Here is a 20,689-nt window from a genome sequence, read left to right on the forward strand (position 1 = left end):
GAGCATGGACTTCAAAGACAGCGACGCCGAAGCCACGTATCGCGCTGCCGCACGGGCGTGGCTCGACGCCAACATCGCCGAGCACGACGCCGGCCATTACCCCGACGACATGACCAAGGCGAAGGCGTGGCAAGCGCGCAAGGCGGCGGGCGGCTATGCGTGCATCACCTGGCCGCAGGAATGGGGTGGCGGCGGCGGCACACCGATCGAAAGCGTGATCTTCGGCCAGGAGGAAGCGCGCCACGCGGTCGACGGCAGCTATTTCACGATCGGGCTCGGCATGTGCGTACCGACCGTGATGGCCTATGCCGACGACGCGACCAAGCGGCGTTTCGTCGGCCCCGCGGTACGCGGCGACGAGATCTGGTCGCAGCTCTTCTCAGAACCCGCCGGCGGCTCGGACGTCGCCGCGATCCGCACGCGTGCGGTGCGAGACGGCGACGACTGGGTGATCAACGGCCAGAAGGTCTGGACCTCGGGCGCGCATTACAGCGACTACGGCATCGTCCTGGTCCGCACCAACCCCGACGTCCCCAAGCATCAGGGCCTGACGATGTTCTGGCTCGACCTGAAGGCGCCCGGGATCGAGATCCGCCCGATCCACCAGATGTCCGGCGGGTCGAGCTTCAACGAAGTCTGGTTCGAGGACGTCCGCATATCCGACGCGCAACGCCTTGGCCCCGTCGACGGCGGCTGGAAGGTCGCGCTGTTCACGCTGATGAACGAGCGCCTCGCGATCGGTACGAGCGGCGGCGTCGGCCCCGAGGACATCCTCGCCTTCGCCGCCCAAGCCAACGGCGCAGACGGCCCGCTGCTCAAGGACACCGCGTTCCGCCAGACGCTCGCCGACTGGTGGGTGCAATCGGAGGGCCTGCGCAACACCCGGATGCGGACGATCACCGCGTTGTCGAAGGGCCAGGTGCCCGGCCCCGAAAGCTCGATCGGCAAGATCGTCGCCGCCAACCAGTTGCAAGCGATCGGCAACACCGCGGTCGAGGCGGGCGATCAATACGGCATCATATCCGACCCCGCGCTGACACCGTTGAAGGGTGCATTCCACGCCGCGACGATGTGGGCGCCGGGCTTGCGCATCGCCGGCGGCACCGACGAGATCCTCAAGAACATCATCGCCGAACGCGTCCTCGGCCTCCCCGGCGAAATCCGCGTCGACAAGGATCAGGCGTTCCGGGATTTGCCGGTGGGAGCGTGAGTCTCCCAATGTCGCTCCGTCACCCCGGACCGGTTCCGGGGTCCACGGATCCGCAAACCAGATTCTCTCGATTTTGCGGCACGGTGGATGCCGGAACGAGCCCGGCATGACGGAAAGAGAACCCCAAATCCATCGATCCGCATTGGATGTCGTTCCGTCCTTATAAAACGCCCATTAGCGGACATCGGTATCCGGCGATAAGACGGCCACAAAGGGGCAAAGCTTCATGTTTCTTGCGCTGATTGACTGGATTGATCGGGACTGGGCAAGCCGGAAATACAATCCCGTGTTCGCCTTCGGGCAACGCTTCGTCTGGGGCGTCCCAGTCTTCATTAGCATCGCAATAGGCATCGCTCTAGAAGCCTTGGGCTATCCCAGTGACGGCACGGCGATCCTTGTGGTTGTTGTTCTTGGCGCGGCTGGAATGTTCTCGATCATGCTCATTTCGCTTTATCGATGGGCTGTCGGTTACAGCCGTTCGGACTTTCAGGAGCGGGCTGCGGCCGAGCATCGAGCGCAGTTGTTGGCGAGACACCGACGACTCCGACAATTGTTCAATCGCAACAACGGCTGATTACCCAATCATTGCCACTGAATTTTCGCTCCCACCCGCTGTACCGAAAAGTTCACTTCGTTCCGTGCTCTTCCGACCATTGATCCGCCGAGGATGCCCCGATGACTGACATGCACACCATCCTGACCGTCCAGCGTGAAGCATTCATGGCTGAGATGCCGGTCACGAAGGCGGTGCGCTTCGACCGGCTCAAGCGCACGGCGGCGATGGTGCGCGATAACGCCGCGCGGTTCTGCGATGCGGTGTCGGAGGATTTCGGGCATCGCAGTCGCGAGCAGACGATGATGACCGATATCGGCGCGTCGCTTGCGCCGATTGCGCATGCCGCCAAGCATCTCGATCGCTGGATGAAGCGCGACCGCCGTCCGGTCCAGTTTCCGCTCGGCCTGCTCGGCGCGAAGGCGTGGGTAGAATACCAACCCAAGGGCGTGATCGGCATCATCGCGCCGTGGAATTTCCCCGTGAACCTGCTGATCGCGCCGCTCGCGGGCGTGTTCGCCGCGGGCAATCGCGCGATGGCGAAGACGAGCGAATACACCCCCGCCACCGCCGCGCTGTTCGAGGAGATCGCCCCCAAATATTTTGCGCAGGATGAACTCGCGATCGTCTCGGGCGATGCGGAGGTCGGCAAGGCGTTCTCCTCGCTGGCGTTCGACCATCTCATCTTCACCGGCGCGACGGCGATTGGTCGGCACATCCTCCATGCCGCCGCGGACAATCTTACCCCCGTCACGCTTGAACTCGGCGGCAAGTCGCCCGTCATCCTCGGCGCCTCGGCGGATATCGCGCGCGCGACCGAACGCGTAACGCTCGGCAAGATGATGAACGCCGGGCAGATCTGCCTTGCGCCCGATTACATGCTCGTGCCCTCGGCGGACGAAGCCAAGGTCGTCGATGGCATCAAGGCCGCCGCCAGCGCGATGTACCCGACGCTGCTCGCGAACGCCGACTACACCTCGGTGGTCAACGACCGCCACCACCAGCGCCTCACAGACTGGATCGCCGACGCCCGCGCGAAGGGTGCGACGGTCGAGGTCGTGAACCCCGCCAACGAGGATTTCGGCGCCGCCAATTCGCGGAAGATGCCGCTGCATATCGTCCGCGATGCGACCGACGACATGATCGTGATGCAGGAGGAGATCTTCGGCCCGGTCCTGCCGATCCGCCGCTACGACGGCATCGACGACGCGATCGCGCAGGTGAATCGCCGCGACCGCCCGCTCGGACTCTATTATTTCGGCAACGACGAGACGGAACGCCGCCGCGTGCTCGACCGGACGATCTCCGGCGGCGTGACGCTCGACGACGTGATCTTCCACATCTCGATGGAGGACCTGCCCTTCGGCGGCAGCGGCCCGTCGGGCATGGGCGCGTATCACGGCATCGACGGCTTTCGCACGTTCAGCCACGCCCGCGCCGTCTACAAACAGTCGCGGCTCGACGTCGCCAAGCTCGCCGGGCTCAAGCCGCCGTACGGTGCGGCGGCGGCCAAGACGATCGCACGCATGATCCGCTGATCGGTTGCCGGCCGACGCGCGCCGGAGTGCGGCGTGACCTGGTCGATCCAGCGACACCGCGGTGCTTGGTAGGCCCGTCCATGCCGGTCCATCGTCCCGGACCGTGCGCGCGTGTGGGCGAACGATGGACGATCATCGTCCGCCACGATCAGAACAGCTCGTCCCCCATCTTCAGATAATTGTCGATCGCCCCCTCCATCGCCGCGACCGCCTTGTCGGTCATGTAGAGAAACTGCTTGGGGTCGTCGGAGGTGGCCGCGATCGGCTCGATCAGGCCCTTGTGGACGAGGATGCCGATCCAGCGACCCGCCACCGTAGTCGCAGTCTGCGCCGCGGCCATTGCCGTCTCGATCTCGACGGTTCGCCCTTCGCGATACGCGATGTAGAGGAACAGCAATATGTCCCAGGCCGGCTCGCCGAGCAGGTCGGCATCGATGAACGGCCTGCGCGCGCGCCGTGCCGCCAGCATCAGCCGTGCGATCGACAACCGGGTGATGACACGGCGTGTCGAGGACAGCATCCGCTTTTCCTCGTCGGCGGCGCGGTTCATCGTGTCGACCAGTGCCTGAAGGTGAACGGCACGTCGTGATGGATCGTCCTCGAAAGACGCCATGGCTACCCCTGTAGTCTGAGCGTTGACCACACACTGTTACGCGCACGCCGCCCCAGAGGCCCGAAGACGAAAACACCGAGACGGGGCGTTTCGACCGTGCCCGGCCGATCGCCCCGTCGCGTCCCCGCTACATCTTGAACCGCGCGCCCATCAGGAACGTGCGACCGAAGTGATTATATTCATAATTTCGGTTGGCATCGAGATCGGTGTACCGGCTGCGGTAATTGTCGGTGAGGTTGGTGCCCTCGAGCGACACCTCGACCGCGGGCGTAAGCTTGTAGCGGAGCGACGCATCGACGTTGAGCGTCGAATTATACCCCTCGAACAGGTTACCGGTTGCCGAGCTGCCATCGATATACGGGCTGCGATAGCTGACCGACCCGCGCGCGCTGAACTTCTTGTCCTCGTAATACAGCGTCCCGTTATACGCGCGCTTCGACAGTCCATAGAGCGTCGCGGTGCGCGTGGTGTTGGGCAACGCACCCAGCACGCCGCCCGGCCGCGTCACGCTCGTCGCCGGTCCGCCCTGCGAATAGCCCGCGCTCGAATCGACGAACGTCGCATTGGCGAGGAAGCCGAAATTCTGGAGGAAGCCCGGCAGGAAACGGAAGCTCGACTGGAGCGATATCTCCATGCCCTTCAGCGACGCACCGACACCGTTGACCGGCGCATTGATCTGCCAGAGCTGGCCTTCCGGCGCGCCCGCCGCGGGCGAGCTCGCCGGGATCACCGACAGCGGCAGGCCGGTCGAGGCGAAGCTGCCGCTGCGCGTCTGCGTCACGGTGAAGCTCTCGATGTTCTTCTTGAACAGCGCGACCGAGAAGATCGATTGCGGCGCGAAATACCATTCGGCGGCGATGTCGAACGCGGTCGCACGGAACGGCTTCAACAGCGGATTGCCGAACGTCACGCGGTAGTTGAACCCGTCGACCGAACCGCCCGGCGTCAGGCTGCCCAGACTCGGCCGCGTCAGCACCTTCGAGATCGCACCGCGCAGGATGATCTTTTCTGTCGGGAACAGCGCGACGTTGATCGCCGGCAGGAAGTCGTCATAGCTCCGCTCGACCGTCGCCGGCGTGTTGACGGTGACGCCGCCAACCACGGCGGAGGAAATGCCGGTCGATTTCTGCGCGGTATGCGCATACCGCACGCCCGCATTCGCCGCATAGCTCAGCCCGAGCAGGTCGCCCTTCACGTCGAACTGCATATACCCCCCAGTCACCTCCTCCGACACGCTGCGGGTATCGCCCACGAGCACGGTCGGGGTGCGGTTGTAGAGCCCGGTAAAGGCCGCCGCCGCATCGATGTTCGGAACCAGGAAGCTGGACGTGGTGCCCGAAGGCTGGCCTGCTTTCCCCAGATTGAAGATCTCGCCGAGGCTGCCGGCCGGGAACCCGTAGACCGCGGTCGGGCCGAACAGCGTGTTGGGCGAGCATGTCAGCGTTCCGAGCACGACATCCTTGCCGCCCGCATTGGGACAGACGACGGCATCGCGCGAGAAGCCCTTGGTATCGAACGAGAAGCGCCGATACATCGCGCCGGTCTTGATCTGGAACCCTTCCGCCACGTCCCATTCGGTGCGCAGTTGCGCGGTGCGGAAATCGTTGACGGTTTCCGATGGCCGATCGCGGATTTCGGCGAGCTGGAAGTTGGCCGGATCGGTCACGCTGGTCCCGAACGTCAGCGTCGGGCGCTTCATGTCGGTATAGTCGTAGCTATACCCCTGCGCATCGCGGTCGTCGAAGACGAAGGTCGTCTCGACCGGGATCGTCGCGTCGGACTTCGAATAGCCGCCGAGCAGCGTGAAGCGGAACGTTTCCGACAGATCCTGATCCCAGCTGCCGCCGATCTGGTAGAATTCGGTCTGCGACTTGCGCAGGTAATGTTCGGTGCGGACCCAGGCGTCGTTGAGCGTCGCCTTGATCAGATTGTTGTTCGAATCGATCGTATAGTTGCTGAGGTCGATCGAGCGTTCGTTCGAGCGCAGCAGCACCTCGGCCCATTTCTCTTCGCGCGTTTCCTTGAACCGCGAATAGAGCCCGTCGATCGAGATCTTGGTGGCATCGCTCGGCGACCATTGGATGCTGCCGGTGATCCCCAGCCGCTCGCGATCGTGACGGATCGAGCCATAGCGCGGAATATGCGGATGGAAGGCAAGCGCGGCCGCGTCGCACGCCGCCGCACCGGTATAGGTGCCGCCGCGGTTGGGTGCGGTGAAACAGCGCGTGCCATCGACCGAGTCGAACACGCCCTGCGCCCAGCGGACGCTGTTGTTGCCGAGTTCGAGATTGTTGGTCTTGCTGTACGCGCCGGACAACGACGCACCGAAACTGCCGTCCGCCGATTTCCACGACAACAGGCCGGCGAGGCGCGGCCCGAAATTCTTGCTGAGATCGTTATAGCTCGCCTGTGCCGATCCGACGAGCGTGACGCCGGTCTTGCCGGCGAGCGGATTGCCGGTGTTGAGGTCGACCACCGCGCCCAGCGACCCCTCGTCGAGCGACGCTTCCGCGGTCTTGTGGACGACGATCGAGTTGAAGAGTTCGGACGCGAAAACGTTGAAATCGAATGCGCGATCGCGGTTCGAACTGGCGCCGTCGGTCGAGGTGGCGACCGTCTCGAGGCCGTTGACCCGGACGCGCGTAAACTGAGCGCCGAGCCCGCGCACGGTGATCGCCCGCCCCTCGCCCGCGTCGCGCTGGATCGAGATGCCGGGAATGCGCTGGAGCGATTCTGCGAGGTTCTGGTCGGGGAACTTGGCGATGTCCTCGGCGACGATCGCGTCGACCGACGACACCGACTGACGCTTGACGTTGAGCGCGGCGTCGAGCGAGCGACGGAAGCCGGTGACGATGATCTCCGCGGTTTCGCTATCGGGCGAAACGGTTTCGGGGTCCACTTGCGGCGCAGTGGTCGCCGCCGGATCGGTCGGCTGCCCTTGTGGCACGACGGCGGTCTGGGCGGGCGACGGATCGATCTGCGCGGGCGTGCCCGGCGTCACGCTATTGGGAATTTGTGCCGCCTGCGCGAACACGGTGGCGGGCATCGCAAGCGCGAGAACCACGCTGCCGGCTGAAACGCCGCCCAGCCAGATCCTGCGCCGAATCGCTGCCGTTGCTCGAACTTCCATTGCACCACTCCCCGTTCGGCTAATACCGATGACACCGGTTACGCGTTTGGCGTTGCGCCAGATCGCTACCGTCCTGATTATCTTGGGGATTCAGACCCGTTATTCGCGACGGGGGCATCTCATCCTCTCCCGGACGCCCAGTTGTTGCTGGTCCGTCCACCGGTCCCTGACCTGCCTAGGTAACCGGTGTCACAACAATGTCGAACGATGTCCGGTGTGTCAACATGCCGCGTCGTGCATCATCGTGGCATCGACCGAGACGCCCCCAGCGATGATGGCGAACCAGCACATGACGTAACGGTGGCGGTGGCTTCAGCTTCCCGGCTGGATATACGGGACGCGCGCGAACAGTTCGCGCTGCCAGCGCCGCGGATCATTCTCGATGCGGGATCGCGCGTCGAAGATCATCGTCGACCGGGACGCCAGATCGTAGCGCGGCCAGTCGGGCGCACCGGCAGGACCGGGGGCACCCGTCGCGGCGAAGGTAACGAACGCGTCCTGCATCGCCCTCGACGCGGCGCGCGCATCGGCGGCGGTCCCGGTCTGCGATCCCGCCGCACCGAGCGTACCGAACACCAGCGGGATGTCGATCGTATGGAAGGCGCCGCGGCGCGGATCGGTCCGCGAGGCGAAGTCGACCTGATACACCCATGTCGGCGCGGCCCCCGCTGCGCCCCCCGCCGCTGCCGCCATCGCGCGCGCCTCCGCCTCGATCACCTGCCCACGCCAGCTCCGCCCGGCGGTGGTCGCATCGTAGAAGATTTCGATCGGCGTCCAGGCCGGATAGCGGCCGCGATACTGCGCCACCACCCATTCGGGCAGGATGTCGATCTTCAGTTCGGGCGCCATTCGCGCGGCAAGGTTGCTCCAGTCGAGCCCGCGCAGCTTGGCCGAGTCGCGCCCGATGAACCCGCGCGTTTCGTCATGCGTGTTGCCGAGCATCATCGGGATGCGGTTCCCCAGCGGGTTCGCGTCCGGCCAGAACGGATGTCGCGTCAGCCACGCCATGTCGAGCACGGGCCCGAAATACACCCCGCCACCAAGGATCGGATCGGTCGCATCCAGCGCTTCGACGAGCGTCTCGACGGGCATCGCCAGGAGCGGCGAGAGATCGCCTTCCGCGACGCCCAGCTTCGCCAGATACGCCCGCGTCCTCGCGGTGGCGTTCAGCGGCCCGGACACCGTCACCTGCTGCCCGCTCATGGTCGCGGCGCGGTGGAAGAGCCCGGCGGCGGCAGGCATGCCCATCAGCGTCGCGATCTTCGCGCCGCCGCCAGACTGACCGAACACCATCACGTGGCTCGGATCGCCACCGAACGCCGCGATGTTGTCGCGCACCCATTTGAGCGCGAGGATCAGGTCGAGCTGGCCCGCATTGCCGCTGTCGGGAAACCGCGCATCGAGCCGTGCGAGATACAGATAGCCCAGCGCATTCAGCCGGTGGTTGGTCGTCACGACCACGCAATCGCCGCGTGCCGCCAGCGCTTGCCCGTCGTTCAGCGGATCGGTGACGCTGCCGTTCGAATAGGCGCCGCCGTGGATATAGACCATCACCGGCTTTTTCGCGCGGGCGTCGGTCTCGGCGGTCCAGACGTTGAGGAACAGGCAGTCCTCGGATTGCGGGGCATAAGGCCCGGACTGGGGGCAGACCGGGCCGAACGTGAAAGCGGATACCGGGTCGCGCGCGGGCGGGATCGCCACCGGCGCACGGAATCGCTCGGCGCGACCGTAGCGAATGCCCTTGAACGCCGTCACGCCGTTCGCGCCCGGCCCCAGCGGCATGCCGACGAACCCGCCCGCGGGGCATCGTACCACGACCGGTGGCAGCGGGATCGTAGTGCGCCCGGCCCCCGCAATCAGCGTCGCTGCGCCCGCGCCGAGCACGCCACGCCGGGCCCAGCCGTCAGCGCCGGACATCGAGCCCGCCCGCCAGATACGCGTCGATATCGGCCTGGCGGAACAGGCTCGCATCGCCCGGCAGCGAATGCTTCAATGCGGCGAGTGCAAGGCCGATCCGCGCGAGGTCGGCGAGATCCTCGCCCGAGCGCAGTCCATGGAGCACGCCCGCCGCGAACGCATCGCCGCCACCGATCCGGTCGACGATCCCGGCAAGCACGACCTCGTCGGTTTGGACATGCGTTGTGCGCGTATCGATCCGCGCCGACAAGCGATGGAGATCGACATGCTCGACGTGGCGTGCGGTCGAGGCGATCGTCTGCAACCGCGGAAACGCGTCGAACGCCGCGTCTGCCGCCTCGCGCCGCCGGTCCTCTGCACCGCCTGAAAAGTCGCGATCGAGCAGGAGCGCGATGTCGCGGTGGTTGCCGAACATCAGATCGGCATGCGCGACAAGGTCGGTCAGGATAGCGCGCGGGTTCGAATCCCAGCGCTCCCACAGCTTGCCGCGCCAGTTGCCGTCGAACGACACCGGAATCCCGCGCCGTGTCGCGGCCTCGACGGCCGCGAGCGCGCTTGCTGCGGGCACCGGGCCGAGCGCCGGGGTAATGCCGGACAGGTGGAAGCGATCGACGCCTGCCAGCAACGTATCCCAGTCCCAGGCGCTCACCGGTGCCTGGGCGAACGAAGACCAGGCGCGATCGTAGACCACTTCGGTTGCGCGCAGGCCCGCGCCCGAGGTGACAAAATACAGCCCCATCCGCTCGCCGCCGAACGCCATGGTCGATGTGTCGACGCCGTGACCGCGCAATGTCGTGATCGCCGCGCGACCGAGGTCGTTGTCGGGGACCATCGTCGCCATGCCGACGTCGTGGCCGAGCCGGGCAAGCTGGGTGACGACGTTCGCCTCCGCGCCGGCGACCCACACGTCGAGCTTGGGCGTCTGCAACAGCAGCTCGCGCCCGGGGGGCGACAACCGCAGCATGATTTCGCCGAACGCCAGGAATTTGCTCATATTGCCCCTTGTTCAAATCTTTACGCTACGGCCGATAACCGTATCGTCATTCCCGCGAAGGCGGGAACCCATAGTGGCAAGCTTAGCGACCCGATCTCTAGCCTTCGCCAATATGGATCCCCGCCTTCGCGGGGATGACGAACAAGCAGGCAAAGTTATCGTGCCAGCCAGCCGCCATCGACGGCCAGGATATGCCCCTGGACATAGTTGGCCGCGGCCGACGACAGGAATACCGCCGCGCCGCCGAGATCGCTCGCATCGCCCCATTTACCCGCTGGAATGCGGTCCATGATCGACTTGTTGCGCGTCTCGTCCGCCTGCAACGCGGCGGTATTGTTGGTCGCGATATAGCCCGGCGCGATCGCGTTGACGTTGATGCCCTTGGCCGCCCACTCGTTCGCCAGCAGCTTGGTGAGGCCGCCGATCCCGGACTTCGACGCGGTGTAGCTCGGCACGCGGATGCCGCCCTGGAAGGTGAGCATCGAGGCGATGTTGACGATCTTGCCGCCACCATTTGCGATCATGTGTCGCCCCGCCGCCTGGCAGAGGAAGAACACCGACTTCAAATTGGTGTCGATCACCGCATCCCAGTCGGCTTCGCTGAAATCGACCGCGTCGGCGCGGCGGATGATGCCGGCGTTGTTGATCAGGATATCGAGCCCGCCGAGCTTGGCGACCGTCTCGTCGACGACGCGTTGCACGGGTTCGATCGTTGACAGGTCGGCGGAGACGATCTCCGCCTTGCGCCCGAACGCGCGGATCTGCGCGACGGTGTCCTCGGCGGGGGTGCGGCCGACACAGGCGACGTCGGCACCAGCGGCGGCGAGCGCGACGGCGATCGCCTGGCCGATGCCGGTGTTCGCGCCGGTGACGATGGCGACCTTGCCGGTCAGGTCGAAGGGGTTTGTCATGCTTTCTCTCTCATTCCCCTCCCGCCTGCGGGAGGGGTTAGGGGAGGGGAAATGCGGACCAACGCTCGTGGACACGCCCTCCCCCGACCCCTCCCGTGAACGGGAGGGGAGAAGATTTACGCCAGCTGGCAGATGTCCAGGACGTTCATGTCGGTATAATCCTGGTTCTCGCCGGCCATCGCCCAGATGAACGCATAGGCCTTGGTGCCCGAGCCCATGTGGATCGACCAGGGCGGGCTGATCACCGCTTCCTCGTTCGCCATCACGATGTGGCGGGTCGCCTCGCCCTCGCCCATGTAATGGAACACGCGGTCCTTCTCGAGATCGTTGAGTTCGAAGTAGAAATAGATCTCGCTGCGACGCTCGTGGATGTGCGGCGGCATCGTGTTCCAGACCGAGCCCGGCTTCAGGACGGTGAGGCCCATGACGAGCTGCGCGCTGTCGCAGATGCCCGGAATGACCATCTGGTAGATCGTCCGCTCGTTCGACTCCTCGAGGCTGCCGCGCTCCAGCGTGGTCGCATCGCCGACCGAGATCACGCGGGTCGTGAACGCCTTGTGTGCGGGGCACGACGCCAGATAGAAGCGCGCGCCGTCGCCCGAGAACTGCACGTCCTTCGCGCCCATCGTCACGTACAGGCAATCCTTGTTGCCGAGCGTGAACGTCTCGCCGTCGACGGTGACGGTGCCGTCCACCTTGCCGACATTGACGACCGCAAGCTCGCGACGCTCGAGGAACGGATGCCCCGCCGCCGATGCCGGCTCGGTCTGGTCGGGCAGCTTCACCGATCCGCTCGCCACCGCGACACCGCCGATGACGAAGCGCTCGGCGTGGGTGTAGTTGAGCACGCATTCACCGTCGCGGAACAGGTCCTGGATCAGATAGCGGTCGCGCAGTTCGTCGTTGGAGACGCACTCCATCATGTCGGGATGCGTGGCGTAATAGGTGCGTTCGTACATGGTAAGCTCCGGTCAGGCCGCTTGCGCAGCGAAATGGGGGTCGTCGATACGATAGGCGCGGCGGACGAGGCCGCTGGTGAGGTCGTGCGCAAGCTCTGCAGCTTCCCAATCGGCAAGGCGGTGCTCGGCGACCAGCCGCGCGAGGAACCCGCAATCGATCCGCCGCGCGACGTCGTGTCGTGCCGGGATCGAGAGGAACGCCCGCGTGTCGTCGTTGAAACCGACGGTGTTGTAGAACCCCGCGGTCTCGGTGGTCATCTCGCGGAACCGTCGCATGCCCTCGGGACTGTCGTGGAACCACCAGGACGGCCCGAGCTTCAGGCACGGATAATGGCCCGCAAGAGGCGCCAGCTCCCGCGCGTACGTGCTTTCGTCGAGAGTGAAGAGGATGATCGACAGCCGCGTGCTGGTCCCGAACCGGTCGAGCAGCGGTTTCAGCGCGTGCACATACTCGGTCCGGGTGGGGATATCGGCGCCCTTGTCGCGGCCGTGGCTCGCGAACAGGCCGGCATTGTGATTGCGCGACGAGCCCGGGTGGATCTGCATCACCATGCCGTCGTCGACCGACATCGCCGCCATCTCGGTCAGCATCTGCGCGCGGAACAGCTCGGCATCGGCGGGCGTCCAGTCGCCCCGCGTCACCTTGGCGAACAGCGCCTCGGCCTCGGCGGGAGACAGATTGGCGGTCGCTGCGGTCGGATGGCCGTGATCGGTCGCGGTCGCCCCCGCCGCACGGAAATCGGCGCGGCGCTTGCGGTGCGCGGAAAGATAGCCCTTCCAGTCGTACACGTCCTCGCCGGTCAGTTCGGCAAAGCGCGTCATCGCGGGCTTGAAGACCTCATACTCGACGTCGATCACGCCGTCCGGGCGATAGGTCGTGACGACGCGCCCGTTCCAGCCCGACTGGCGGATCCGGCGATGCGCCGCGAGATCGTCCTGCGCACCCTCGGTGGTGGCGAGGAAATCGATCCCGAACCGGTCGAACAGCGCGCGGGGTCGAAACGCGTCGGAGGCGAGCTTCTCGGCGATCAGATCGAAATACCGGTCCGCAGTCGATGATTCGAGCGCGACGTCGATCCCGAACACGTCGGCAAAAACGTGATCCAGCCACAGTCGCGACGGCGTGCCGCGGAACAGCGTATAATGATCGGCGAACACCCGCCACGCCGCACGCGGATCGATAGCGGGAATGCCGCTCAGGCGCGGGATCGCCAGCGTGTCGAGCTCGACACCCTGGCTATAGAGCATCCGGTACAAATAATGATCGGGCGCCAGCAGCAGCGTCGTCGCATCGGTCCAGTTGGCGTTTTCCGCGAACCAGGTCGGGTCGACATGCCCATGCGGGCTGACGATCGGCAATCCGGCGATGTCGGCGTACAGCGATCGCGCGATATCCCGGGTCCCCGGGTCTGCAGGGAATAAACGGTCGGGATGCAGTTCCAAAGCGCGCGCCATGCCGTCCTCTCTACATCCCATATTGTGCCATGTCGCTTCAAAACGATCAGGCTAGGTATTGGTAACCGGTGTCAGATGCGTGTGCAACCGCGATTTGCCGGATCAGCGCTCTTCCAGGTCGGCAGGCGCGGCGACCGAACCGCGCCGGATCAGCGTCGACAGGAATAGCGACGGCTCCTCGACCAGGTCGCTGCCGGTATCGACTCCGGCGATCAGCTTCAGCGCCGCCGACCGCGCCATCGATGCGATCGGCCACCGCACCGTGGTCAGCGGCGGCCAGACATGCGCGGCGATCGGGGTATCGTCGAAGCCGATGATCGACAGGTCGTGCGGAATATCGAGTCCCCGCTGGCGCGCGGCATGGATGATGCCCGCTGCCATCTCGTCGTTCGACGAGAAGATCGCAGTCGGCCGCGGCATCAGATCGAGCAGGCGCTCGGCCGCGGCGAGCCCCGATTCGAAGGTGTAATTGCCGTCCGCGATCATGCTCCGGGGCAGCGCGATCCCCGCCGCCGCCAGTGCATCCTCGAACCCCAGGCGTCGCTCGCGCGCGGACCTGAAACCATGCGGCCCGGCGACCAGCCCGATCCGGCGATGCCCTTGCGCGATCAGATACTCCGTCGCGATTCGAACGGCTTCGCGGTCGTTCGACGCGACCATGTGCGTAGTATCGTCGATCACGGCCGACCCCATGCGGACGTAACGGCAGCCGATCGAATCGCACAGTTTCGCGACCGAATCATTCTCGCTGACCGGCGGCATCAGCAGCACGCCGAACAATCGCTGGCGCTCGAGGAAATGCCGCAGATCGTCGAGCATCGTCGCGGACCCACGATCGAGCGGCCTGACGACCATCTCGAATTCGGTCCCGTGCAGCGCCTCCAGCATGCCCTGCTGCACGTTCAGCACGGTCTGCGCGTTGGGATTGTCGTGGACCAGCCCGATCAGGAAGTTCCGCCTGAGTGCGAGCGCGCGTGCCTGCGGATTCGGAATATAGCCAAGCTCGGCGATGACGTCCTCGACCCGCTTGCGCGTATCGTCGCTTAGCAGCGCCGACCGGTTGATCACCCGGCTCACCGTCTTCTTCGAGACGCCGGCAATGCGGGCAACGTCGTTGATCGTCGGCTGGCCTGTCTTCTCCATTGTCCTGCCATAGACCGGGGCGTGCGGATCGACCAGTCTGCTCGTCCAGCGGGGCCGTCGCGCACCGAATGCCGCAGCCGCTTGCCAATGACACCGGTTTCCCATACGTTTCGATCAAAGCGGATAATCGCTATCTTTGAGGAGGGGCTCTTGGCCGTACAGCCGGACACAGACAACATCAGGCAGATCGCCCGCGTCTTCGTGGCGGCGCGCCGGGATGGCGTCGCGGTCCCCGATTTCCCCGGCGCCGTGCCCACGACCCTCGACGAAGGCTATGCCGTACAGGACGTTGCACTGGGGCTTGCCGACGGTTCGGTCGCCGGCTGGAAGGTCGGCCGGATCAACCCGCCGCTGGGTGGCATCGACCGCCTGACCGGTCCGATCTTTGCCGACCAGGTCGTCGTCGCACCCGGCCAGCCGCCGGCGATGCCGGTTTTCGCCGAAGGGTTCGCCGCCGCCGAAGCGGAATTCCTGCTGCGCATCGGCACCGCACCCGATCCTGCGAAAACGCACTACACGATCGACGAAGCGCGCGCGGTGGTCGACGCGGTGCATGTCGGGATCGAGATTGCGAGTTCGCCCTTCCCCGGCATCAACGCGCTCGGCGCGACCGTCACGGTGTCCGATTTCGGCAATAACAATGGCTTGGTCGTGGGGGCGGAGGCCGAAGGGTGGCAGGGCGGCGACCTCAACGCATGGCCGGTCGAACTGTGGATCAACGACGCCTTGATTGGCGCCGCGACCAGTGCGACGATGCTCGACGGGCCGTTCGGTGCGGTCCGCTATCTGCTCGAACACATGGCGGCGCGCGGGATCGCGTTGTCGCCGGGCCAATGGATTTCGACGGGCGCGGTCACCGGCGTCCATCCGGTCGCGATCGGCGACCGGGTCGAGGCGCGCTTCGACGGACGGTTCGCCGTCCATTGCACCATCAAGGCCCGCTAGAGGCTGTCTTTAGGAGAGAAGCCAATGGCGAGCACGAACATGCCGGAGGTAGGCGCGTCCAGCGCGAACGGCGCGATCGGCGACGCGGGTATAGGCGGCAAGATCGGCCGCTATCGCTGGCTGATCTGCAGCCTGTTGTTCGCCGCGACCGCGATCAATTACGTCGACCGGCAGATGATCGGCGTGCTGAAGCCGACGATCTCCGCCGAACTCGGCTGGAACGAGACGACCTATGCCGACGTCATCTTCTGGTTCCAGGCGGCGTACGCGATCGGCTATCTGAGCTTCGGCCGGATCGTCGACGTGCTCGGCGCGCGGATCGGCTACTCCGTCGCGTTCGTGATCTGGACGCTTGGTCACACACTGTGCGGGTTCGCCGGCAACGCGTTCCAGTTCTCCGCGGCGCGCGTCGTGCTCGGTCTCGGCGAGGCGGGCAATTTCCCCGCGGGGATCAAGGCGGTCTCGGAGTGGTTCCCCGCCAAAGAGCGCGCTTTCGCGACCGGCGTGTTCAACGCAGGTGCGAACATCGGCGCGGTGATCACACCGCTGATCGTGCCGATCATCACGATCGCGTTCGGCTGGCGGATGGCGTTCATCATCACCGGTGCGGTGAGCCTGATCTGGCTGGTGGCGTGGATCGCGATCTATCGTCGTCCGCGCGAAGTCGCCAAGCTGTCGCCCGCCGAACTCGCGCATATCGAGAGCGATCCGGCGGATCCGGCCAAGAAGATCGGCTGGCTCAAGCTGCTCGGCTACCGCGAGACCTGGGCGTACGCGCTAGGCAAGTTCCTGATCGATCCGATCTGGTGGCTCTTCCTGTTCTGGACGCCGGATTTCCTTGCGAAGACGTATCATCTCGACCTCAAGAGCTTCGGGCCACCGCTAGTCGCGATCTACCTACTGTCGGATGTCGGCAGCGTCGCGGGGGGCTGGTCGTCGTCCAAGCTGATGAAGCGCGGCCATTCCGCCAATTTCGCGCGTAAGATCACGATGCTGGTTTGCGCGTTCCTGGTGATGCCGATCTTCTTCGCGCAATATGTCGACAATCTCTGGCTGGCGGTCGGGATCGTCGGGCTGGCGACGGCAGCGCACCAGGCGTTCTCGGCGAATCTCTACACGATCCCGTCGGACATGTTCCCGCGCGGCGCGGTCGGCTCGGTGGTCGGGATCGGCGGCACGGTCGGGGCGATCGGGGGCATGATGATGGCGAAGTTCACCGGCTATGTCCTGCAGACGACGGGGAGCTACACGCTGATCTTCGCAGTCGCCGGCAGCACGTACCTGATTGCGATCACCGTCGTGCATCTGCTGTCGCCAAGGTTGGCGAGGGTGGACGCGGGCTGAGGCTCCGGCCCCGTGTTCTCCCGCGAAGGCGGGAGAACACGCTTCGAACGACGAACACCTCGCCAAATCGCTCAATGCAGATTGGCCCTCTAGGAGAGAGCAGTGAAGCGTTTCACCACGGCGTCCGTCCTTGCACTGGCTGTCGCCAGCATCGCGCCCGCCGCCGCGCAGGACGCGACCGGGCTGCTGTTCCGCGCATCTGCCGACAAGAGCCTGACCGCCGACTTCGCCGCTGGAGACCCGGTACCCAATTTCCGCAGCGGCGTCGACATCACCCCGGACGGCGCGATCGGTGGTGCCGCGCGATGGGCGGATGATGGGTATGTCGCGTGGAAAGCGCCGGGCAACATTCGCGCAGACCGGGGTACGCTCGCCTTTTTCTGGCGATCGCGGACACCCGTCGGCGAAGCGCCTTTCGTGATCTTCCGCACCGGGTTCGCGGATCATTCGAGCTGGGACATGGCGTTCCTGCGGATCGACTGGAACGGCCACGGCTTCGACGCCTTCGTCACCGACGCGAACCTCTCGCGCATCCGCGTCTCCTGGACGATCCCGCAAGCGCCAACGGCCGACGCCTGGTCGCACATTGCCTTCGCCTGGGACGAGACCGTCGGCGTGCAACTCTTCGTGAACGGCAAGCTGGTCGCTCGGAAGGATCAGAAGGCCGACCTCGACAGCGGCCTCGACCAGTTCGGTCTTGCCGGGCGCGTGATGTCGCCGCACCAAGTGCAGAGCCGCTATAATTTCATGCGCGGCTCCGACCTCGACGAAATCCGCGTCTACGACCGCATGCTCGCCGCCAGCGATGTCGCGGCGCTCGCCGACAAGCGCGAACCGTCCCCCGCCCCCGCGAGCGACCCCACCGCAAAACGCACCGCGTGGCTCCACCGCTATGGCTGGGACAAGACCGCGCCGCCCGTGCTCGACGCCCCCGTCACGCGTGTCCGAAAAGTCGAATTCGCCGATGCGAAGGACCTCAAGGAATGGATGTGGAAAGGCGTCGACGGCATCGCCGAGACGACCTGGCCCGGCGTCTACAACCGTTCCCGCCTGCCCGGCCGCGACGATTATTTCGAGCTGCCCGACTGGAACACCTATGTCGAAGGCGGCCAGCGCTACGACCTGACGATCCCGCCGAACGAACGCGTCAACCGTGTCGAGATCCGCGGCGCGGCGTACGGCCGGCTCGACTGGAGCGACGGCGCCAAGACCGCCCAGATCGCCAACCGCGCGCAAGGCGTTGTCCGCAGCGTCGACCAGTTCGCCCCCCGCACCGGCGGCACGCTCAGCTTCACGAACACGATGCAGGAGCAGCCGATCCAGGAACTCTGGGCCTACGACATCGGCGCGGGCGCTGAACCCGCCGGCAGCTTCAAGCTCTCTTACACCATAGACGCCGCCGCCTCCCCCAATCTGGCGGCCCTCGCGCCCCTTAACGCGTACATCGCCGGCCGCTTCGCCCCGGACGAGCGCAGCACCGTCGTAGCGATGCCCTCCGCCGGCCTGAAGGCTGCGGTCGGCGCAGGCACCGGTGGCGCATCGGGCGCGCCCGTCCGCCGCAAGGACGCCGCCCCAATCGTCCACATCCTGATACCGGCAAGCTTCGGCGATGCGCTGCCCGACCGCCCGCTCGCCCGCGCATTCGATTACGGCTGGCAGAACCTCAACGACGGCCTCGACGGCATCGCCCTCGACATCCCCGCGCTGAAAGCCAAGCCCAACGCCGCCGGCCTGATCGCGCTCAACATCCGTGTGAAGGACCCGATCTGGCCGGGCCGCGACATGATCGACCTCTCCGTCTCGGTCCGCCCGAACGAAGCGCGCACGCTCTGGCTGGACCTGCGCGACCGCATCCTGCCCAACGACAGCCTGTATCTGACGATCGCAAGCGCCGCACCCGACTTCGACGCCACCGCTCTGAACGGCGCCAAAATCCGTCTCGTCTTCAAACCCCGCGCCGCCGCCCTGCCCGAGCACATCGACGACCGCATGGCGCAGGTGAAGGACAATTGGGGCTTCCTCGTCGAGGAGCACACCGCCTCCAAACGCGCCGGCCTCTATCAGCGCCTGTTCGCCGACATCTCCGACCTGCTCCGCGTCGACCCCGACAATGCGCGCGCCCGCGCCTATTGGGCGGACATCAACTATCGCCCCGAAAACCTGCCCGCCTTCGTCCAGCCGGTCGCGCCCGCCGGCGTGCCCCTCTGGGCCTTCCGCCAGCTCGAAGACCTCAAGCGCGTCCGCCAGTTCGTCACCTGGTGGATCGACGAGCGCCAAGTCCCCTATGGCGATTTCGGCGGCGGCCTGTCCGACGACACCGACCTTACACAGCAATGGCCCGGCCTCGCGCTGATGGGTGTCGAGCCCGACAAGATCAACGCTTCGCTCCGCGCGCTGTCGGATGCGGTCTACAAGAACGGCATGATCGTGAACGGCCTCGGCTATATCACCGCCGACGAACTCCACGCGTACGAGGAGGGCCTGAACAGCAACGCCGAACGCCTGTACCTCAACTGGGGCGAACCCAAGGCGGTCGAGCGCCTGATGGACAACACGCGCGCCCTGCAAAACGTCATCCTCAAGAACCCGGCCGGCCACATGCACTTCGCCAGCAACTGGTATGGCGGGCGGAAGATGTACCGCGAAGGCGCGTGGGAATGGCAAAAACCCTATGCCTTCACCGTCATGCACGGCCCGATGCTGGTCGGTCTCTACAACGCCAATCCGCTCGCACGCGGGCTGGTCACCGGCGTGATCGACGGCTGGATGGCACATGGCAAGCAAGCGCCGGATGGCGGCTGGAGCTATCCCAACGAAATCAACTGGCGCACCGACGCCGAGCGCGTCGGCGACGGCGGCGGCGTCACCACGTCGCTCCAGGCGACTTGGGCGGCATGGCGATACACCGGCGACGCGAAATACCTGCGCCCGATCGAAGCCCGGCTTGCCAAGGCGGGTCCGGGGGCGCTGGCCGAGTTCAGCGAGAACGCCTTCGACGCACTTCCCGGTGGCGCCGCGGCACGCAAGACACTGGCGGAGAAGACGTCCGACGATCCGTTCGCCCGCTACACCACCTGGGTCGCGACTGGCGACACCGCGCCCTTGGAAGCGCTTCACGCCGACGCGATCGCCGACAAGTCGCAGCACATGGACATGTATACCGAGGGCCATTGGTGGAGCGACCGCGTCGACCAGCCGAGCGATATCCTGCAACGCGAACGCCTCGGTGGCGTGGCGCTGCGCCGCAACCAGAGCTGGCCGGGCAATACGGTGAGCTGGCGTTTTGCTGAAGCGGATGCGGCCGAGCGCGTCGCGATCCTGCTGCCGGGCGCCACGCCGACCAGGTTCCGCGTGATCGCCTACAACACCACCGACCACGCCCAGCGCGCGACGATGTCGACCTGGACCGTCACCGCAGGCCGCTGGTCGATGCAGGCGTCGAGCAGCAGCGACGGGGGCAAGACGCTCGCGCCCATCGGCGGCGCGCAGACTATGGCACTGGAGCGAAGCGCGAATATGGACGTGACGTTCGCGCCGGGCACGACGGTGTTCGACTTCGCCTTGGTCGAAGCCGGCACCCCGGTAGACGAGCGCGCAGACCTCGGCATCGGCACGGACGACGTCGCCGTGAAGGGGCGCAGCGTGGCGGTCACCGTTCACAGCCTTGGCGCGAAGGATGCCAAGGGCGGGCGTGCGGACCTGGTCGACTCGACGGGTAAAGTGGTGGCAACTGCGAGCATCCCGCCGCTGGCCGCTCCGCTGGATCTGCGACCGAGGACCACGACCGTGAAGCTGGCGATCCCGGCCCGCGTAGATCCCGCAACGCTGACCGTTCACGTCGCACTTGCTGGAGACGAGGCCGAGATCACGCGGGCGAACAACAGCGTGTCGCTGTCACGATGACGCGCCGCCGATGACGGTTCCCGAATCCCGCAACGCCTGCTCCGCCCAGAGCCGGAGTAAGGCCTCCCCTACCC

General features: G+C 65.9%; 14 protein-coding genes. 6 read left to right on the top strand and 8 right to left on the bottom strand.

From position 1 onward, the window contains the following. Positions 1–4: 4 nt before the first annotated feature. The 3 genes from VH567_RS00975 (at position 5) to VH567_RS00985 (ending at position 3,301) form a co-directional block, all read left to right on the top strand. Positions 5–1,210: an acyl-CoA dehydrogenase family protein gene (locus VH567_RS00975; RefSeq protein ID WP_423322394.1), complete on the top strand. Its 1,206-nt coding sequence runs from the start codon at positions 5–7 to the stop codon at positions 1,208–1,210. A gap of 226 nt (positions 1,211–1,436) precedes the next feature. Continuing rightward, a complete protein-coding gene (locus VH567_RS00980) occupies positions 1,437–1,784 on the top strand; it encodes a hypothetical protein (protein ID WP_423322396.1) in 348 nt (115 codons plus the stop codon). Positions 1,785–1,894: 110 nt separating this feature from the next. After that, on the top strand, positions 1,895–3,301 hold the full coding sequence (locus VH567_RS00985) for a coniferyl aldehyde dehydrogenase (protein WP_423323641.1): 1,407 nt from the start codon (positions 1,895–1,897) through the stop codon (positions 3,299–3,301). 148 nt (positions 3,302–3,449) lie between these two features. Here VH567_RS00985 and VH567_RS00990 read toward each other — a convergent pair whose 3' ends face one another. The 8 genes from VH567_RS00990 to VH567_RS01025 all read right to left on the bottom strand — a co-directional run bounded on the left by VH567_RS00990 (position 3,450) and on the right by VH567_RS01025 (position 14,423). Continuing rightward, the gene (locus tag VH567_RS00990; protein ID WP_423322398.1) at positions 3,450–3,914 is read right to left on the bottom strand and encodes a hypothetical protein; all 465 of its coding nucleotides are present in this window, start codon (positions 3,912–3,914) and stop codon (positions 3,450–3,452) included. A 127-nt stretch (positions 3,915–4,041) separates the two neighbouring features. After that, a complete protein-coding gene (locus VH567_RS00995; RefSeq protein ID WP_423322400.1) occupies positions 4,042–7,044 on the bottom strand; it encodes a TonB-dependent receptor in 3,003 nt (1,000 codons plus the stop codon). Positions 7,045–7,356: 312 nt separating this feature from the next. Beyond that, on the bottom strand, positions 7,357–8,961 hold the full coding sequence (locus VH567_RS01000) for a carboxylesterase/lipase family protein (RefSeq protein WP_423322402.1): 1,605 nt from the start codon (positions 8,959–8,961) through the stop codon (positions 7,357–7,359). Further along, the gene (locus VH567_RS01005; protein WP_423322404.1) at positions 8,948–9,955 is read right to left on the bottom strand and encodes a sugar kinase; all 1,008 of its coding nucleotides are present in this window, start codon (positions 9,953–9,955) and stop codon (positions 8,948–8,950) included. The genes VH567_RS01000 and VH567_RS01005 overlap by 14 nt, the downstream gene beginning before the upstream one ends. Positions 9,956–10,110: 155 nt before the next feature. After that, positions 10,111–10,866, bottom strand: coding sequence for a 2-dehydro-3-deoxy-D-gluconate 5-dehydrogenase KduD (kduD, locus tag VH567_RS01010; RefSeq protein ID WP_423322406.1), 756 nt, complete (start codon positions 10,864–10,866; stop codon positions 10,111–10,113). 116 nt (positions 10,867–10,982) lie between these two features. After that, the gene (kduI, locus tag VH567_RS01015; protein ID WP_423322408.1) at positions 10,983–11,825 is read right to left on the bottom strand and encodes a 5-dehydro-4-deoxy-D-glucuronate isomerase; all 843 of its coding nucleotides are present in this window, start codon (positions 11,823–11,825) and stop codon (positions 10,983–10,985) included. 12 nt (positions 11,826–11,837) lie between these two features. After that, positions 11,838–13,280, bottom strand: coding sequence for a glucuronate isomerase (uxaC, locus tag VH567_RS01020; RefSeq protein ID WP_423322410.1), 1,443 nt, complete (start codon positions 13,278–13,280; stop codon positions 11,838–11,840). A gap of 102 nt (positions 13,281–13,382) precedes the next feature. Further along, positions 13,383–14,423 carry a LacI family DNA-binding transcriptional regulator gene (locus VH567_RS01025; protein WP_423322412.1) on the bottom strand — a complete coding sequence of 347 codons (1,041 nt, stop codon included), beginning with the start codon at positions 14,421–14,423 and terminating at the stop codon, positions 13,383–13,385. Positions 14,424–14,573: 150 nt separating this feature from the next. Between VH567_RS01025 and VH567_RS01030 the strand changes: the two genes are divergently transcribed. The 3 genes from VH567_RS01030 (at position 14,574) to VH567_RS01040 (ending at position 20,615) form a co-directional block, all read left to right on the top strand. Further along, positions 14,574–15,368 (top strand): 2-keto-4-pentenoate hydratase, encoded by a 795-nt coding sequence (locus VH567_RS01030; RefSeq protein ID WP_423322414.1) that lies wholly within the window; start codon positions 14,574–14,576, stop codon positions 15,366–15,368. Between the two features lie 24 nt (positions 15,369–15,392). Then, positions 15,393–16,712: an MFS transporter gene (locus tag VH567_RS01035; RefSeq protein WP_423322416.1), complete on the top strand. Its 1,320-nt coding sequence runs from the start codon at positions 15,393–15,395 to the stop codon at positions 16,710–16,712. A 102-nt stretch (positions 16,713–16,814) separates the two neighbouring features. Then, complete coding sequence (locus tag VH567_RS01040; protein WP_423322418.1) at positions 16,815–20,615, top strand: LamG-like jellyroll fold domain-containing protein; 3,801 nt, start codon at positions 16,815–16,817, stop codon at positions 20,613–20,615. The last annotated feature ends 74 nt before the right edge of the window (positions 20,616–20,689 follow it).

It is taken from the genome of Sphingomonas sp. 4RDLI-65 (assembly GCF_049472435.1).
GTDB lineage: Bacteria > Pseudomonadota > Alphaproteobacteria > Sphingomonadales > Sphingomonadaceae > Sphingomonas.

Excerpts from the sequence above, each read along its gene's own strand:
- kduD (WP_423322406.1), bottom strand. The coding sequence starts at position 10,866 with ATGACAAACCCCTTCGACCTGACCGGCAAGGTCGCCATCGTCACCGGC.
- VH567_RS00995 (WP_423322400.1), bottom strand. The coding sequence starts at position 7,044 with ATGGAAGTTCGAGCAACGGCAGCGATTCGGCGCAGGATCTGGCTGGGC.
- VH567_RS00985 (WP_423323641.1), top strand. The coding sequence starts at position 1,895 with ATGCACACCATCCTGACCGTCCAGCGTGAAGCATTCATGGCTGAGATG.
- VH567_RS00975 (WP_423322394.1), top strand. The coding sequence starts at position 5 with ATGGACTTCAAAGACAGCGACGCCGAAGCCACGTATCGCGCTGCCGCA.
- VH567_RS00980 (WP_423322396.1), top strand. The coding sequence starts at position 1,437 with ATGTTTCTTGCGCTGATTGACTGGATTGATCGGGACTGGGCAAGCCGG.
- VH567_RS00990 (WP_423322398.1), bottom strand. The coding sequence starts at position 3,914 with ATGGCGTCTTTCGAGGACGATCCATCACGACGTGCCGTTCACCTTCAG.
- uxaC (WP_423322410.1), bottom strand. The coding sequence starts at position 13,280 with ATGGCGCGCGCTTTGGAACTGCATCCCGACCGTTTATTCCCTGCAGAC.
- kduI (WP_423322408.1), bottom strand. The coding sequence starts at position 11,825 with ATGTACGAACGCACCTATTACGCCACGCATCCCGACATGATGGAGTGC.
- VH567_RS01000 (WP_423322402.1), bottom strand. The coding sequence starts at position 8,961 with ATGTCCGGCGCTGACGGCTGGGCCCGGCGTGGCGTGCTCGGCGCGGGC.
- VH567_RS01025 (WP_423322412.1), bottom strand. The coding sequence starts at position 14,423 with ATGGAGAAGACAGGCCAGCCGACGATCAACGACGTTGCCCGCATTGCC.
- VH567_RS01035 (WP_423322416.1), top strand. The coding sequence starts at position 15,393 with ATGGCGAGCACGAACATGCCGGAGGTAGGCGCGTCCAGCGCGAACGGC.
- VH567_RS01005 (WP_423322404.1), bottom strand. The coding sequence starts at position 9,955 with ATGAGCAAATTCCTGGCGTTCGGCGAAATCATGCTGCGGTTGTCGCCC.